At 63.1% G+C, this 16,630-nt stretch carries 13 protein-coding genes; 3 read left to right on the top strand and 10 right to left on the bottom strand.

The genetic code is table 11. The features are described 5' to 3' along the window. Window positions 1-88: 88 nt before the first annotated feature. Window positions 89-1,810, bottom strand: coding sequence for a ubiquinone-dependent pyruvate dehydrogenase (locus CSAL_RS05180; protein ID WP_011506313.1), 1,722 nt, complete (start codon window positions 1,808-1,810; stop codon window positions 89-91). Between the two features lie 277 nt (window positions 1,811-2,087). Here CSAL_RS05180 and CSAL_RS05175 point away from each other — a divergent pair, with 277 nt between their 5' ends. Further along, window positions 2,088-2,726 (top strand): LysE family translocator, encoded by a 639-nt coding sequence (locus tag CSAL_RS05175; RefSeq protein ID WP_011506312.1) that lies wholly within the window; start codon window positions 2,088-2,090, stop codon window positions 2,724-2,726. Between the two features lie 11 nt (window positions 2,727-2,737). Here the strand turns inward: CSAL_RS05175 and CSAL_RS05170 are convergent, their stop codons facing one another. Further along, window positions 2,738-3,472, bottom strand: a complete 735-nt coding sequence (locus CSAL_RS05170; RefSeq protein WP_011506311.1) for a tellurite resistance TerB family protein — start codon at window positions 3,470-3,472, stop codon at window positions 2,738-2,740. A gap of 296 nt (window positions 3,473-3,768) precedes the next feature. Continuing rightward, complete coding sequence (locus CSAL_RS05165; RefSeq protein ID WP_011506310.1) at window positions 3,769-6,084, bottom strand: CehA/McbA family metallohydrolase; 2,316 nt, start codon at window positions 6,082-6,084, stop codon at window positions 3,769-3,771. Between the two features lie 166 nt (window positions 6,085-6,250). Here CSAL_RS05165 and CSAL_RS05160 point away from each other — a divergent pair, with 166 nt between their 5' ends. Continuing rightward, the gene (locus CSAL_RS05160) at window positions 6,251-6,901 is read left to right on the top strand and encodes a cation efflux transmembrane domain-containing protein (RefSeq protein ID WP_011506309.1); all 651 of its coding nucleotides are present in this window, start codon (window positions 6,251-6,253) and stop codon (window positions 6,899-6,901) included. A 39-nt stretch (window positions 6,902-6,940) separates the two neighbouring features. Here the strand turns inward: CSAL_RS05160 and gbcB are convergent, their stop codons facing one another. Further along, window positions 6,941-8,047, bottom strand: a complete 1,107-nt coding sequence (gene gbcB, locus CSAL_RS05155; protein WP_011506308.1) for a glycine betaine monooxygenase reductase subunit — start codon at window positions 8,045-8,047, stop codon at window positions 6,941-6,943. 286 nt (window positions 8,048-8,333) lie between these two features. On the opposite strand from gbcB, the gene gbca reads away from it, so the two are divergent. Further along, on the top strand, window positions 8,334-9,620 hold the full coding sequence (gbca, locus tag CSAL_RS05150) for a glycine betaine monooxygenase oxygenase subunit (RefSeq protein WP_043557995.1): 1,287 nt from the start codon (window positions 8,334-8,336) through the stop codon (window positions 9,618-9,620). A 136-nt stretch (window positions 9,621-9,756) separates the two neighbouring features. Here the strand turns inward: gbca and CSAL_RS05145 are convergent, their stop codons facing one another. From CSAL_RS05145 to CSAL_RS05120, 6 genes are all read right to left on the bottom strand, one after another. Further along, entirely contained in the window at window positions 9,757-9,999 is a 243-nt protein-coding gene (locus CSAL_RS05145) for a hypothetical protein (protein ID WP_011506306.1), read from the bottom strand. 141 nt (window positions 10,000-10,140) lie between these two features. Next, a complete protein-coding gene (gene purU, locus CSAL_RS05140) occupies window positions 10,141-11,007 on the bottom strand; it encodes a formyltetrahydrofolate deformylase (RefSeq protein ID WP_011506305.1) in 867 nt (288 codons plus the stop codon). Continuing rightward, window positions 10,997-11,656, bottom strand: a complete 660-nt coding sequence (locus tag CSAL_RS05135) for a sarcosine oxidase subunit gamma (protein WP_011506304.1) — start codon at window positions 11,654-11,656, stop codon at window positions 10,997-10,999. The genes purU and CSAL_RS05135 overlap by 11 nt, the downstream gene beginning before the upstream one ends. Further along, window positions 11,649-14,708: a sarcosine oxidase subunit alpha family protein gene (locus tag CSAL_RS05130; RefSeq protein ID WP_011506303.1), complete on the bottom strand. Its 3,060-nt coding sequence runs from the start codon at window positions 14,706-14,708 to the stop codon at window positions 11,649-11,651. Before CSAL_RS05130 ends, CSAL_RS05135 begins: the two co-directional genes overlap by 8 nt. After that, the gene (locus tag CSAL_RS05125; protein WP_011506302.1) at window positions 14,705-15,097 is read right to left on the bottom strand and encodes a sarcosine oxidase subunit delta; all 393 of its coding nucleotides are present in this window, start codon (window positions 15,095-15,097) and stop codon (window positions 14,705-14,707) included. Before CSAL_RS05125 ends, CSAL_RS05130 begins: the two co-directional genes overlap by 4 nt. Window positions 15,098-15,252: 155 nt before the next feature. Next, window positions 15,253-16,503, bottom strand: a complete 1,251-nt coding sequence (locus CSAL_RS05120) for a sarcosine oxidase subunit beta family protein (protein ID WP_011506301.1) — start codon at window positions 16,501-16,503, stop codon at window positions 15,253-15,255. Window positions 16,504-16,630 lie beyond the last annotated feature (127 nt).

Raw genomic sequence — 16,630 nt, 5'->3', positions numbered from 1 at the left:
TTTGAAGGTGCCTCATCGTCGCTCAGCACATAAAAACCGGGCACCTGGCGGTGCCCGGTCGTGAGTGAGCATTGACTTGGCTACGCGTTCAGCGCTTGAAGAAGTTGCTCTTGACGAGGTCGACGACATCCTCCATGCGCCCGTTGAGAACGGCTTTGGTGGAGTAGAGCGCGGTAGAGGCGACTTGTCCGGCTTCCACCTTGGGCGGCATGACGAGTTCCATCCGGTTGACCTTCACGTCGAGCAGTGCCGGCCCCTCATGGGCGAGCCATTCGATGATGGCGGGTTCGAGCTGGTGCGACTCCTCCACTCGCCTGCCCCAGATACCCATGACCTGCGCCAGCTTGTCGAATTCGGGATTCTCGAGATCGGTGTAGCTGTCGAGCAGACCTTCGACCTTCTGTTCCAGTTCGACGAAGCCCAGCGAGCTGTTGTTGTAGACGACGATCTTGAGCGGCACCTTCTCCTGCTTGAGGGTTAAGAGGTCTCCCATCAGCATGGTCAGGCCACCGTCACCGCACATGGCGATGACTTGCCGCTCGGGAAAGGCCTTTTGAATGCCGATCGCCTGCGGATACGCGTTGGCCATGGTGCCGTGAACGAGACTGGAAAGCGTACGACGCCGGCCGGTGGCCCGAATGTGACGCAGCATCCAGACCATCGGGCTCCCCCCGTCCGCCGTGAAGAAGGCATCGTCGGGCGCATGCGCATTGAGTGCCAGGGTGAGCTCCTGCGGGTGGATCAGCGTATCGTCGCGGGACTCGTGAGCATCATGCGTCAACGCTTTCTGGTACTGCTTGCGGCAGCTATCCAGCCAACGGGTATCGGTCTGTTCATCGATCATCTTGGCCAGCGCCAGGCAGGTATCACGCACGCTGCCGACCAGGCCGATGTCCACCGGATGACGCTTGCCGATCTGCTGCGGGTCGATATCCACCTGAATGATGGTGGCCTTCTCGGGATAGAACTGCCCCCAGGCGAAGTTGCAGCCCAGCAGCAGGAGCGTGTCGCATTCGGCCACGGCATGATAACCGCCTGCCAGACCGAACACGCCGGTCATGCCGACCTCGAAGGGATTGTCGGGTTCGATGAAGTCCTTGGCGCGCGAGGTCCAGGCGATCGGCGCGTTGAGCTTGGCCGCCAGGGCCATGACCTCGCTGCGGGCGTGCTCACAGCCAAATCCGGCGAAGATGGATATCTTGCCTCCCTTATTGAGCTGTTTGACGGCAGGCACGAATTCCTCGGCATTGGGCCGCACGATGGGGTCGAAGCGATGCGCGCGAAACGGCAGGTCCTGACTCGGTGTCTGCGTGAAGATATCGCCGTGCACGACGAGCACCGCCACCCCGTTATTGGCCAGTGCCGACTGGGCGGCCAGCGCGGTCATGCGGCGTGCCTGTTCGGGATTGACGATCGACTCGCAGAACACGCTGTACTGTGAATAGATGGCCCTGGGGTCGACGTCCTGCGGAAAACCGATACCGGCATCCTTGGTGGCCACCTGGGAGGCGATCAATACCACCGGCGAACCACTGCGATGCGCCTCGAACAGCCCATTGACGAAATGCAGGCTGCCGGGGCCGCAGGTACCGGCACATACCGCCAGATCCCGCGTCATGTAGGCCTCGCCCCCCGCGGCGAAGCCGCCGACTTCTTCATGGCGCACATGCACCCATTCCAGGGCATCACTGCGTCGAATGGCATCGGTGAAGTGATTGATGGTATCGCCGACGACGCCGTAACAGCGCCTGGCGCCAGCCTCCGCCAGTGTCTCGACGATGATCTCGGCCACGTTACTGTGACTGCTCATGCGATTCCCTCCGCATCGGCGCCCTCGAGAGGCGCATAAACGTGATCGCCACGTCGACGCGTGGCGTCCCGCTTTCACTCTATGCCCGACGAAGGTCGATCTCCAAGCCCGGTGGTGTTGCTGGACGGTGTCATCGTGTAGACACAACGGGGAAGCGCGGCGCTTTTTATCGTAGTAAATTGATATATCATCGTTTGATCGGCCGTCGCGAATATACGGTGGCCATGCGAGCCCATTTGGCGGCCGTATGCAACCGCTCATGAACGGAGATTCCCCCATGGAGCTGACGACGTGGCTCACTTATGTCGGCGTTATCGCCGCACTGATCGCCTTTCCCGGTCCGGTGGCACTGTTATGCATGCACCACGGGTTACGCCATGGCCGTCAGCGCGCCTTGGCGACGGTGATCGGCGGAGCCATGGCGTCGTTGGTGCTCATGGGGCTCTCGTCGCTGGGGTTGGGCGCGATTCTCGCCACCTCGGAACTGGCCTTCATGCTGCTGAAGGGGCTGGGCGCGGCGTATCTGATTTATCTTGGCATTCAGGCCTGGCGGGCGCCCGTGACGACGTCGCCGACGGAGACGCCGTCGGCGAGTTCGGTGCAAGCCGGGCGTACCGGGCGGCTGGAGTTGTTTCGGCGCGGCTTTACGGTGGGCATCAGCAATCCCAAGGACCTGCTCTTCTTCGGCGCGCTGTTTCCCGGCTTCATCGATCTCGGCGCCCCGCAACTGCCCCAATTCGCGATCCTGTCGCTGACCTGGCTGGCCATCGACCTCACCACCATGTCGAGCTACGCCACGATGGGCTCGGGCATCGGACGCTGGTTTCATAGCCCGCGCCGTGTGAAGTTGTTCAACCGCACCACTGGCAGCTTGTTCATTGCCGCCGGGGGCACCCTGGCGGCGTCGCATCGCTGAAAGGCTCGGGCTTAACCGGCCTCGGCCTGCTGCGCCTGGCGTTCAAGCTCGGCGGCCATCTCCGGGGACAGCCCCAGCTCGCTGGCCAGTTGATCGAGCCAGGCACGCTCCATCGGCGTGGTCTCGTCGATCACGGCGACACTGATCAAATACATCTCCCGCGCCGCCTGGGGCGAGTCCGCCTCACGGGCCAGGGCCTGGGCATCCAGCGGCGCCTTCAATTGCTGTTCGACCCAGCGGTGCATCTCGTCGTCTGCCCCCAGGGCGTCGATCTGTTCGGTGATCAGCGCCTGTTCCTGCTCGTCGATGTGGCCATCGACTCGAGCCGCCATGATCATCGCCTGCAAGAGTTCCAGGCTACGCCGCTCCTGGTACTCGCCGTCGAGCGCCTCGACACGCTCGCCTTCGTCAGCCTCTTGTGTCGCGCTGCCCGCGCCCTTGTTCTGCGCATTTTGCCACGCTTTCCAGGCCAGTACGCCGACACCGGCGATCGCGCCGTACTTGAGTGCTTTACCGCCCATCTTGCGGCCGCGCTTGGAGCCGACCAGCATACCCAGGGCACCGCCGCCGAGCAGGCTCTTCATATCGAAGCCACCCACGTTCCCGCCGCTGGACTTGCCGTGTGAACCACTGCCGCCCAGCTGTTTCGAGAGACCGTCCAGCATCCCCTTCACATCGACACCACTGCCCTTCTGGCTACCGCCGGCTTGTTGCATCAACTGCTGCAGTATCTTGCTTGCATTCATGCCCTGGCTCCTCCTGTGATCTCCGACCGAAGCGCACGCTTTTCATGCGACGCGGCTTCCCTGACGACTCCCACCAACACGGACCGGTATCGCGGCCATGAGTTCGACGGAAAGAGCCCGCGATGCCCTGTCGCCAATGTCAGCGTGGCCGACTTTGGTGAGATCCTCACACAGTTCCTGCCAGCCGCCCACAAAAAAGCCACGCCCGAAGGCGTGGCATTCCCTTGAAGCCCCTTTGAACAGGGGTCTTGGCGGAGCGTTATCGTGGTTATGGTGACGCGTGCCGGATCTCGCGATCAGGCGTCTTCCTCGTCAGCGCCGCCTTCGTTGGTACCATCGTGACCGAGATAATCGGCCTTGCTGCGGCGCTCGAGCCACAGCGGGTTCGTCCAGGCGGTGTCGCCATCGGCATCGTCGACTTCCAGCGCGACCCAGCCCTTGGCATCACCGGGAATCTCGAAGGTCAACGTCGCGTCGGTGCCGTCGAGCGATTGGGTGGCGAGCACCTCACCCCCCTGGCCGATCAGGCGGGCTTCCGCCAGGTCGTTGACGGCGGTGGCGTTCACCGTCCATTCGCCCTTGGCGTCTTCCACCAGGCGCAGGCTGTCGCCGAACATGTGCTTCTCGGGGAACAGCAACGGCCCCTGGGTCGCGTAGCCATGACCATCCTTGAGGGCACGGGCGAAAGCGCGTGGGGTCAGTTCGCCGGGCACGTGCCCCATCATGCGAATGCGGCCGGTGAGATCGTTCCAGGCATCGTGGGTATCCGTGCCTGCGGTGAAGTACAGGCGCGTCCCCTGATCCCAGAAGCGATGCGCGGCGGCAATGGTCGGCTCGTTGTCCACTTCGGCATTGAGTTCGAGCAGGTCGAAACCAGGCGTGAAGCCGCCGGGTACCTTGCCGTCGCCCAGATTGCTGAGATAGCCGTAGGCGTTGTACGGGTGGTTCATGGGCACCACCTCGGCGCCCAGACGGTGTGCGTCCTTGACGATCTCCTGCACGTCGTCGGTGCCGGGGTCGACCTCGAGTTCCCCGTTCATCTCGATGGGGAAGGGGTTCATGTGCCCCCAGGAGGGCGAGATCTCGATGGAGGGAATGAACGGCACGCCGCGCTCGGCGGAGAGTTTGCGGAAAGTGTCGTGATTGGCCGTGGAGTCGTGATCGCTGATGAAGGTCAGGTCGAGGTCCGTGGCCAACTGGGCACGCACCACCGTAGTCGGTGGCGTGGTGCCTTCCAGCACGTTGGCGTGATGATGCAGGTCGGCGCCATACCAGTGATCGTCGTTGGGTTCGACGAGACGCTCGATTTCGACGGTCTTGTCGATCTCTTCTCCGGTCTCCAGGCTGACCTCCAGCGTCTGCTGGCGTGCGGTGAAGCCGGCACCGGCGTTGACGGCCAGGCGGTAGTCGCCGGGCGCCAGCTTGAGCTCGGCGTGACCGGCGGGGTCCAGTTCGGTGAAGAAGGTCTGCTTGCCGAGGAACTCTACCGGCGGCTGCTGGCCTTCGAGGATCGTCAGACGCGCATCGCGCGGCGTGTCGTTCTCGGTGCCGCGAATGTCCAGTGACAGCGTGCCGGGCCCGCGCATGCCATCGAAGTTCAACTCGCGCTCGCTGCCGTCGGTGACTTCCAGCGCGACCGGCTCGGCATTGGCGAAACCTTCCGCCGTGGCGTAGGCCCGATACTCGCCCGCCGGCAGCGACATCGAGAACTCGCCATCATCGGCCAGCGTCCAGGCGTAGGGCGCGCCCTCCTTCTCGATCATCACCACGCCATTGGGCGGTGCATTGCCGTCACTATCGCGCAGCGTGCCGTGAATCTCGCCGCTGTCCTGCTGCTTGCGCTCGATCTCGTTGGCGACCACCGGTGCCAGGTCGCCTTCCGGCACGACCTGCAGCCAGCCTTCGAAGCGGCGCGACTCGCCGGACTTCAGGCTGTGCTCGCGGTACATGTCCTGGCCTTCGTAATTGATACGATCGAAATAGGGCGCATGCAGAGCGAAGGCCCAATCCCGGTCGTAGGCGACCATGCGATCGGTGAGCGCGTCGCTGGCCTCGGTTTCCTTGGCATCGCCCAGTCCGGGCACGCCGAACAGATACCCGGTATCCGGCCACAGCGTGAAGCCGGAACGAATCGCTTCCAGCGGTTCGTCGCCCTGGTTGTCGAGCACGGTTTCCAGATGCACACGATCGCTGCCGGCTTCCAGCGTGTAGGTCGTGGTGACCATGGCTTCGCCGAAATTGCGGCTGACGCGGATCACCGCGCGCTCGGCGGATTCCTCGACGACTTCGACCTCCTTGCCGTCATTGGGCCAGGCTGACCAGTTGTTGGGAATGAAGTCAGCAAAGGCGACACGGTCCAGATCGATCTCGCCATCCTTGACCGCCGCCAGATCGACCAGCGTCCCGCGCGGCACGCCCCAAGGTGGCCGCGACTCGACGGCCAGCGCAAAGGCCAGTTGGTCGTTGGCGATGGTGATGTCCTGTGCGTGGTTGGCCTCGCCATCGGGAATGTCAGTGGCGCCGCGCGTCACACTGACGTCGGCCTGGGCCAGGGTGGACGCTCCCAGCGTCAGCGCCGCCAGCGGCGCGAGATGCCATCGTGTATGTGTCATGAGATCCCTCTGATGTTGATTTATTATCCAAATTTCTCTTTTTCATTATTCAGAATTTTGATTGCGCGTTCAAATTACTGTCACATTTCGACCATGCTTGACCTGGAGTGCACTCCAGGGTTGTAGAGTCGCAAGGATCAATTCGGTTCACGATGATGAGGTTTGTATGGCGTGTTGCTGCGGTTCCTCTCCCTCCCCCGAAGCGACGCCACGCTATCGGCGCGTGCTATGGATCGCGCTGGTGGTCAACGCGCTAATGTTCGGGGTCGAGATGCTGGCCGGCGTGAAGGCGGACTCCACCTCATTGATGGCCGATTCGCTCGATTTCCTGGGCGATGCGGCGAACTACGCCATCAGCCTCGGGGTTCTGGGCATGGGACTGGTGTGGCGCGCCCGAGCCTCGCTGATCAAGGCAGCAACGCTGGCTGGCTTCGGTGTCGTGGTACTCGGCGTCACGCTGCACAACCTGCTGGCCGGCAGCTTTCCGGATGCGCCGACCATGGGCGCGGTAGGGCTCTTGGCGCTGTTCGCCAATCTGGCAGTGCTGGTGCTGTTGATGCGCTATCGCGAGGGCGACAGCAACATGCAGAGCGTGTGGATCTGCACCCGTAACGATGTCATCGGCAACGGTGCCGTGCTGCTCGCCGCGCTGGGCGTGTTCGGCAGTGGCAACGCCTTGCCCGACCTGATCGTGGGCGGCGTGTTCGCCTTTCTCTCGCTATCCGGAGGCTGGAAGATCGCCCGTCAGGCGCGCGGTGAACTCCGCCACGCCCGAGCGACCGAACGTCTGGGCACACCCTCCCCGGAGTCACGCTGAGCGCCCGGCCATGCCGGGCCTATGTATCGATGCCGGGCCTCAGAACTCGATGGCGACATGACTCTTGGGCGTGCTGCAGCAGCTCAGGATATAACCGTCTGCCTCGTCCTCTTCGGTGATACCGCCGTTGTGCTCCATGGTGACCTCGCCGGCAAGCTTCTTGACCTTGCAGGTACCGCAGATACCCATGCCACAGGCCTTGGGGATGTGCAGGCCCAGCTTGGCGGCGGCGGCGTGCACGGTCTCTTCGGGCATGATGCGAATGCTCTTGCCACTGTTGCTGAATTCGACCTGCAGCATGTCGGCGGTATCGACGGCTTCCATCTCCGCCTCGGCCTGCTCGGCAAGTTCCTCCACATCCGCCCGGACATCGGCGGGCGTGGCCCCGAACGACTCCTCGTGATAGTGGCTCATGTCGAAGCCGTTGCTCTTCAGCACCTGCTTGACGGCCTTCATGTACGGCGTGGGCCCGCAACAGAAAATTTCGCGCTCCAGGTAATCCGGCACCATCAATTCGAGCATCGCCTGCGCCAGGTAGCCGCGGAATCCCGCCCAGGGTTCGCCGCTTTCATCACCACGCTCGCAGACGATATGCAGCCGGAAATCGGGAATTCGCGAGAAGATGTGCTCGAGTTCGCGGTGGAAGATGATGTCGCGAGGCGTGCGCGCGCTGTGCACGAACTGCAGATCGACATTGGCGTTGGTGTCGAAGAACCAGCGCGTCATCGACATCAAGGGCGTGACGCCGACCCCGCCGGACAGCATGAGCACCTTGTCGGCGGGATAGTCGATGACATTGAAATCCCCGACCGGGCCGTGCACCACCAGCTCGCTGCCCACCTGCAGGTTTTCGTGCAGCCAGTTGGAGACACGCCCGTCGGGCAGTCGCTTGACGGTGATCGAAAAGCTGTAGGGCACGGAGGGCGAACTGGAGATCGTGTAGGACCGCATCACCGCTTCGCCGTCGATCTCCAGCTCCAGGGTCACGAACTGCCCCGGCTTGAAGAAGAACAGCACTGGCTGATCGGCCATGAAGCAGAAAGTGCGAACGTCCCAGGTTTCCTGGATGACCTTCACGCAGCGCACGTTGTGGCGCCCGTTCGTCCAGGTCTGGGTCGTGACGGGATTGAAGAAATTCTGGGTCATGGAAAGTCTACCTGGTCGCGCGACGGTATCCGACGTTTCAGCGCATTGTGATCATGCGGCTCAGTGGCCACTTGCCTGCCAACGACTCACGCATGCCAGCCCCGGCCACGCCTTGCAGTCGCTGTCTTCGATGGGCGTCGTCACTGCATCGGCCGGTGTCGCGAGCAGACAATTCGCTTGAGTGGCGATACGCCACACTCCTTGTCACTCGCGCCTCTCACGCATACCCCATTCAATGTCATTGGCGCCATCCGTTATCGAACCGGCGCACGAAGAGGATGCCTTCATGGATCTGCTCGCCACATCCGCATTAGACGATCCCCTGGCCGCCGCGCGTGACGCGACCGCCGACATGCTGCGCCAGCGGCAAGGCGACCATTCCTTGCCGCAGCCGTTCTACAACGATCCACGAGTGTTCGCGCTGGAAATGCGCGAGATCTTCGAGCACGAATGGCTGTTCGTCGGCATGACCTGCGAAATTCCCGCCAAGGGCAATTACCTGACCGTGCAGATCGGCGACAATCCCATCATCGTGGTGCGCGGCGATCAGGGCACGATCCATGCCTTCCACAACGTGTGCCGACATCGGGGATCCCGACTTTGCACCCAGGCGAAGGGCAAGGTCGCCAAGCTGGTATGCCCCTACCATCAGTGGACCTACGAACTCGACGGCCGACTGCTGTTCGCGGGACAGGACATGGGCGAGGATTTCGACCTCGGTGCCCACGGCCTCAAGCCGGTGGCAGTGACGCACGCCGGTGGCTTCCTCTTCGTCAGCCTGGCCGATCAGCCGCCGGCCATCGACGATTTCCTGGCCACGCTCGATGACTATCTCGCGCCTTACGAGATGGATAACGTCAAGGTGGCGGCGGAGTCGAACATCGTCGAGCAGGCCAACTGGAAGCTGGTCATCGAGAACAACCGCGAGTGCTATCACTGCAACGGTGCGCATCCGGAGCTGCTCAATTCGCTGATCGAATACGATGACACCGACGACCCTCGCGCCACGCCCGCCTACCGCGACCTGGTCGCCCGCCAGCAGGCGCACTGGGAACAGCAGCAGGTCCCCTGGGCGCTCAAGCGCTTCGGCAAGCGCAACCGCTTGACCCGCACGCCGATGATCGAGGGCGTCGTCTCGATGACGATGGACGGGCGCCCGGCCAGCCAGCGGTTGATGGGACGTCTGCCGAACCCCGACATGGGGTCGTTGCGCATTCTGCACCTGCCCAATTCATGGAACCATTTCATGGGCGATCATGCCGTGGTCTTCCGCGTACTGCCGCTGGGCCCGCAGCAAACACTGGTGACCACCAAGTGGCTGGTCCATCGCGACGCCCAGGAAGGCGTCGACTACGACCCGGAATGGATGCGCAAGGTGTGGGACGCCACCACCGACCAGGACCGTCAACTGGCCGAGGAAAACCAGCGCGGCATCAACTCCGTCGCCTACCAGCCGGGGCCCTACTCCAGGACCTACGAATTCGGCGTGATCGACTTCGTCGACTGGTACAGCGACACGATGCTGTCGCGACTGGACGCAGAAGCCCCTTCATTGCACATCGTTCAGGGCTGAGCGTTTCTCTGACGGTGCGTATCGGACAAATGCCCCACCACGCGATACATGTCATGCATGCGTGGTGGGGCATTCCCGTTTTGCACTGGTGCCTTGTCATCCTCATAACAGGCCGAATGCCCGAGCGAGGATACCTCTAGGTACGCAAACGAGGCAGCAGATGGGTTTCGATCGCCTGGCGTACCGAGGGCAGCATTTCATCGCTGTGCTGCATCATGTGCTGAATGGCCTCGGGCAACCCCTCCACCCCGACGTCATTGTACTTGCAGGCGGCCATCCGGGCACTGGTCTCGGGGCAGGCCCCGTCGGGAATCCGGACACCCAGTGCCTGCAGGCGTTGGCGAAAGTCGTCGCCGTCGATCAGGTCCGCGATCATCATGGCTCACCCTCCTCGCGTCAGGGAAACACTACGTAAGCTTGTGGTTGTGGGTACTCGGCCGTCGTTGGGCGGTGTTGTCGTTTGCCGTCCCGTCATCCTTAGATTAGGAGAACGCTGGAAAAATTCCCGCTTTCGCCTCCGTCAGCGCGCGAAGACCACGGTACGCCTGGCATGCAGAAACACCCGTCGCTCCAGATGAAGCGATACCGCCCGCGCCAGGGTCAAGCATTCGATATCGCGTCCCTTGGCGACCAGGTCCTCGGGGTCATCGGCATGGCTGACAGGCTCCACGCCCTGGGTGATGATCGGCCCCTCATCGAGATCGTCGTTGATGTAGTGCGCGGTGGCACCGACCAGCTTGACGCCTTTCTCGAACGCCTGATGGTAAGGTTTGGCGCCCTTGAACCCTGGCAGCAGCGAATGGTGGATGTTGATCGCCTTGCCCGTGAGTTTCTCGCACAGCTCGCTGGAAAGCACCTGCATGTAACGCGCCAGGATAACCAGCTCCGCCCCGGTGGACTCGATCACTCGCCACACCTCGGCTTCCTGCTCGGCCTTGGTCTCGGGCGTGATCGGCAGGTGGTAATAAGGCAAATCGTGCCAAGCGACCAGCGGCTCGAGATCCGGATGATTGGAAATCACCGCACGAATCGTCACCGGCAGTTGCCCCGTGCGATAGCGGTATAGCAGGTCGTTCAAGCAATGATCCGCCTTGGACACCATGATCACCACCGGCATGCGCGCCTCCGGCGCGGTCAGCTCGAAGACCATGTCGAACTCGGCCGCGCGGGCGGCGAACGCCGCCTGGAAGGTATCGGCGTCGAAATCCGTCTCCTCGGGCTGGAAAGCCGTGCGGATGAAAAAGCGCTCACCGTGGCGGTCATCGAAGGATTGCTGCTCGGTGATGTAGCAGCGACACTCCTTCAAGAAACGCGTGACCACGTCGACAGTCCCCAGGCGGCTGGGGCACTGAGCGGTGAGGATCCAGGTGGCATCTTTACGCCTCATGATGGCTTTCTCGTGTGACACCGATACCATACTCCTCGCCGGCATCGAGCAGCCAGCGGTATACGTAGTCGGCAAAACTGCGCCGCACGATGATTTCCCAGCGCGCCTCGTCCGGGCGACGCAGGATGACGTTGGTCTTGGCGAAGAGCGTGGTCACGCCCTTGCCTACCGTGAACGCATGCGGGTCGACATCATAGACCGTCGATTTCATCAGGACTTCATGCGCCGCCTCCCCGGAGAGTTCGATCAGCGTCTGCCCCGCGCTGACGTCGACGATGGCGACATGCGCCCCGCCGAGATGCGCGCGCAGCCGTGTTTCGAGGCCGAAGGTCTCGTCGCCGGGCACGATCAGCAGCCATTCGTCGGGCGACAACCATTGCACGGAGCGCTGCCCATCGGCATCTACGGTGAGCGAATTAGGGCGCCCGGGCAGACCAATACCGAGTACCTCGCGTAGCGCTTCGTCGAGGACGATGGCACCGCCACGCAGGATGAGATGCCCCAGAAACGCTCGCTCGCCAATCACTGCACGGCCTTCCTCTCCAGGCGCCGGCATGCCGCTGCGCTGGAAGGAGTACGCCAACGGCGACTCGGCGGTAACGGTAGCGTGATCGGCACGGGCGTCGTAGACATGGACCGAGTTAGACATGCTGGCGCTCTCCCTTGGGATCGACGAATTGGGTACCGACGATTTCGGCTTCATGCACACGCCCATCGGCCATCGGCAGATAGACGCTCTCCCCCATGCGCTGATGGCCACCCTTGACCACCGCCAGGGCAAAGCCGCTTTCCAGCGTCGGGCTGTAGTAGCTCGAGGTCACGTGGCCAGCCATGGGCATGGGGATGGCGTGTTTCGGATCGAAGACGACCGGCGCGCCTTCCTCCAGCACCACGCTCGCGTCCTTGGGTTTGAGGCCGACGAGCTGCTTGCGCCCTTCGCGACGCGTATCGGAGCGCGTCAGCGCCCGCTTGCCGACCCACGGGAACGGCTTGTCATAGCCGATGGCCCAGTGCATGCCGAGATCCTCGGGCGTCACCGACCCATCGGTATCCTGGCCGACGATGATGAAGCCCTTCTCGGCACGCAACACATGCATCGTCTCAGTGCCGTAAGGCGTCAGGTTGTACTTGTCGCCGTGCGCGAATAACGCTTCCCAGACGTGCATGGCATAGTGCGCCTGGACGTTGATCTCGAAGGCCAGCTCCCCGGTGAAGGAAATACGGAACACCCGCGCGGGTACACCCGCCACATGCCCCTCGCGCCAATCCATGAACTTGAACGCCTCGCGGTCGAGGTCGATATCGGTCAAGTCGGTGAGCAGCTTGCGCGCCTCGGGACCGGTCACGGTCATCGTCGCCCAGTGGTCGGTGACCGAGTTGAAATACACCTCGAGTTCTGGCCATTCGGTCTGGTGCCAGAGTTCGAGCCATTCCAGCACCGGCGCGGCGTTGCCGGTGGTGGTGGTCATGAGGAAGTGATTCTCGGCCAGGCAGCTGGTGGTGCCGTCGTCCATCACCATGCCGTCGTCGCCGCACATCAGTCCGTAGCGCACGCGACCAGGCGCCAGCTTCTGCCACTTATTGGTGTAGATACGACCCAGGAACTCGCGAGCATCCGGCCCCTGGATATCGATCTTGCCCAGCGTCGAGGCGTCGAGAATGCCCACACCCTCGCGAACCGCGCGGCACTCACGGGCCACCGCTTCCGCCATGGTTTCGAGTCCGCCATCGGCGCGCTTGCGAGGATAGTACCAAGGACGCTTCCACTGCCCGACGTCTTCGAATTCGGCGCCCTGAGCAACGTGCCAGGCCTGCATCGGCGTGTAGCGCTCGGGATCGAAGAGCTCGCGGCAGTGGCGTCCGACCACGGCACCGAAGGTCACTGGTGTGTAGTTGGGCCTGAATACCGTAGTGCCGGTTTCGGGAATGCTCTGCCCCAGGCAGCGTGCGGCGACCGCCATACCATTGATATTACCCAGCTTGCCCTGGTCGGTACCGAAGCCCATGGCGGTGTAGCGCTTGACGTGCTCGATGGATTCGAACCCTTCGAGCGTTGCCACCTCGATGGCGCCGGCGGTGACGTCATTCTGCAGATCGACGAACTGCTTGGGCGCACGCAGCGTGGTTTTCTCATGCGGCACCTGGAATAGCGCGCAGGCCGGGCCTTCATGGCGCTGCTCGACATGTGGCAGGTCCGCGTCATTCACGGTGGCAGCGAAGCCCAGTGCCGTCGCTGCGTTAACGCCGGCCTCGACGCCGTCCGCCAGCACCTCGCCCAGCGGATAGACGCCATGGGCACCGCCCGTCGCCGTGACGCCCGCCACGGTAGTCGGTACGAAACCGATGATGTCATCGCTCCATACCGGACGCGCGCCGGTATGCGAGGCCAAGTGGATCACCGGACTGTAGCCGCCGGAGCTGGCGATGGTGTCGCACTCGAGCGTCTCGACTTTTCCGGTGACCGTGAAGGTGTCCACGTCGATGGCCGCCACGCGTGCCGCTGAGACGCGCTGCGCCCCTTTGGCCTCGATCACCGCACTGCCGGTGATGACGCGGATGCCCGCCGCCTTGGCCTGCGTTACGAGATCGCCCTCCGGCGCGGTGCGGGCATCGACGATAGCCGCCACCTCGCGCCCGGCCTCCTGCCAATCCAATGCGGCGCGGTACGCGTGATCGTTGCTGGTGGAGAGCACCAGCTTCTGGCCGGGCACCACGCCGTAGCGGCGAATGTAGGTCGACACCGCTCCAGCCAGCAGGTTGCCGGGGACATCGTTGTTGGCATACACCAGCGGGCGCTCATGTGCGCCGGTCGCCAGGATTACCTGGCCGGCACGTACCCGGTGCAGCCGCGAGCGCGCCTGGCGATGACCATCCTGAGACGGCGCACTATCGCCCAGGTGCTCGGTGCGGCGTTCGTGAAGCGTCACGAAATGATGATCGTGATACCCATGCGCGGTGGTACGCGGCAGCAAGGTGACGTTGTCGTGTTCCGCCAGCGCCGCCAATGTCGTCTTCAGCCATTGAGCGGCGGGTTGATCGTCCAGCGTCTCGCGCGTATCGAGCAGCGAGCCACCCATCGTCTCTTGTTCGTCAGCGAGGATTACCCGGGCCCCGGCACGCGCCGCCGCCAGCGCCGCGCTCAAGCCTGCAGGGCCGGCGCCGACGACGAGCAGGTCACAATGCCGATGCATGTGGTCGTAGATATCCGGATCGGGCTGTGTCGGACTACGCCCCAGACCGGCCGTCTTGCGGATGTATTTTTCGTAGGTCATCCACATCGAGGCCGGTGCCATGAAGGTCTTGTAATAGAACCCCGGCGGCATGAACGGACTGCCCAGCTTGCCGACCCAGCGCATGATGTCGCGCTGGGCGTCGGGCCAACCGTTGGTGCTACTCGCGACCAGGCCGTCGTAAAGCGCCTGCTGGGTAGCGCGCACGTTGGGCACCTGGGTCGCCTCCGTGGCGCCCAATTGAACCACCGCGTTGGGTTCTTCCGCACCGGCGGCGACGGTGCCGCGCGGGCGCGAGTACTTGAAGCTGCGATTGACCAGGTCCACGCCATTGGCCAGCAAGGCCGAGGCCAGAGTATCGCCGGGATGGCCGGTGTATGTGCGGCCATTGAAGGTAAAGGTCAACGTCTGCGTGCGGTCGACCTGGCCGCCTTGCGCCAGGCGGTTGGACTGTGATGCTGTCTGGCTCATGCCTGTGCTCCCTTGACCGACGCCAGAGCGGCGTCACTGGCACCCACGGTCTGCTGGCCGCCCTCGGCAGCCTGCACGCTCGCGGTTTTTTCTTCACGCGCCAGATGCTCGGCGCCTACCGTCGGCTGCTCGCCCATTTTGTAGGTTTCGAGGATCTCGTAACTCACGGTATTGCGCGTGATATTGAAGAACTTGCGACAACCCACCGCGTGCAGCCACATCTCGTGATGGATGCCGCGCGGGTTGTCGCGGAAGAACAGATAGTCGCCCCATTCCTCGTCGCTGCAGGCGTCCGGGTCCTCGGGACGAGCGATATGCGCTTGGCCTTTGGGATGAAACTCCTCTTCTTCGCGCAATTCTTCGCAATAGGGGCAATAGATATGGAACATGGTGGCTCTCCCTTAGGCACTGTCTGAAAAGTGCCTGCGCTCGATCATACGGCGTTAAAAATAGGCTCAAAGTACTCATTTACGATCTGTAAACTCCGTCTTTTCGCCCATTTTTGCCTTGTCTGATAATCGCTCGTCGACTTTTCAGACGAGCCCTAGTGCGCGACGCCAGCGGCGCCGTGCTCGTCGATCAACGCCCCGCTGTGGAAGCGGTCGATGGAAAACGGCGCGGCGATGGGATGCATCTCGCCCTTGGCCAGACTGGCCGCGAAGACATGCCCCGAGCCCGGCGTTGCCTTGAAGCCGCCCGTACCCCAGCCGCAATTGAAGTAGAGCCCCTTGACCTTGGTCTTGGAGAGGATCGGACAGGCATCCGGACAGGTATCGACGATGCCACCCCACTGGCGGTTCATGCGCACCCGGGAGAAGATCGGGAACATCTCGACGATGGCCTGCAAGGTGTGCTCGACGGTGGGATAGCTGCCCCGCTGGCCGTAGCCGTTGTAGCCGTCGATGCCGGCACCGATGACCAGGTCGCCCTTGTCGGACTGGCTGATGTAACCGTGCACGTGATTGGACATCACCACGGTATCGAGTACCGGCTTGAGCGGCTCGGAGACCAGCGCCTGCAAGGGATGCGACTCCAGCGGCAGGTTGAGGTCGGCCATGCGGGCCAGCACGCTGGAGTTGCCTGCCGTGACGCAGCCCACGGTCTTGGCCTCGATGTCGCCGCGGTTGGTATGCACGCCCAGGATCCGCCCATCGCGAATCTTGAAGCCGGTGACCTCGGTGTTCTGCAACAGGTCGACGCCCAGCGCATCGGCGGCGCGGGCATAGCCCCAGGCCACGGCATCGTGACGCGCCACCCCGGCGCGCGGCTGCCAGGACGCGCCCATGACCGGATATCGTGCATGCTTCGAGCAGTCCATGATCGGCACCAGCGACTGCACGCCCTGGGCATCCAGCACCTCACCGTCGATACCATTGAGTCGGTTGGCGTTGACCCGGCGCTGAATATCGCGCATGTCCTGCAGGGTATGGCCCAGGTTCAACACGCCACGCTGGGAGAACATGACGTTGTAGTTGAGTTCCTGAGAGAGCCCTTCCCAATGCTTCATCGCATGCTCGTAGAGCGCCGCCGACTCGTCCCACAGGTAATTGGAACGCACGATGGTGGTGTTGCGCGCAGTATTGCCGCCGCCCAGCCAGCCCTTCTCGAGCACTGCCACATTGGTGATGCCGTGCTCCTTGGCCAGATAGTACGCCGTGGCCAGACCGTGCCCGCCGCCGCCGACGATGATCACGTCGTACCCCGGCTTGGGCGTGGGATTGCGCCATTGGCGCTGCCAATCCTCGTGGTGGCGTAACGCGTGCTTGACGAGGCCGAAGCCTGAATAACGTTGCATGGCACCTCTCCTGCGCGATCCCCGTGCGCTGTCATGGCACGGCGACGTGTCTGTGTATGACGCGATGGTAGCCCCGTCCCTCCTGGCACGGGGTACTTGCAAACGTCACGGCCGGATGCGTTTGCGA

It is taken from the genome of Chromohalobacter israelensis DSM 3043, from assembly GCF_000055785.1.
GTDB classification, from domain to species: Bacteria; Pseudomonadota; Gammaproteobacteria; order Pseudomonadales; family Halomonadaceae; genus Chromohalobacter; species Chromohalobacter israelensis.
This window is presented reverse-complemented; position numbering and strand designations above follow the sequence as displayed.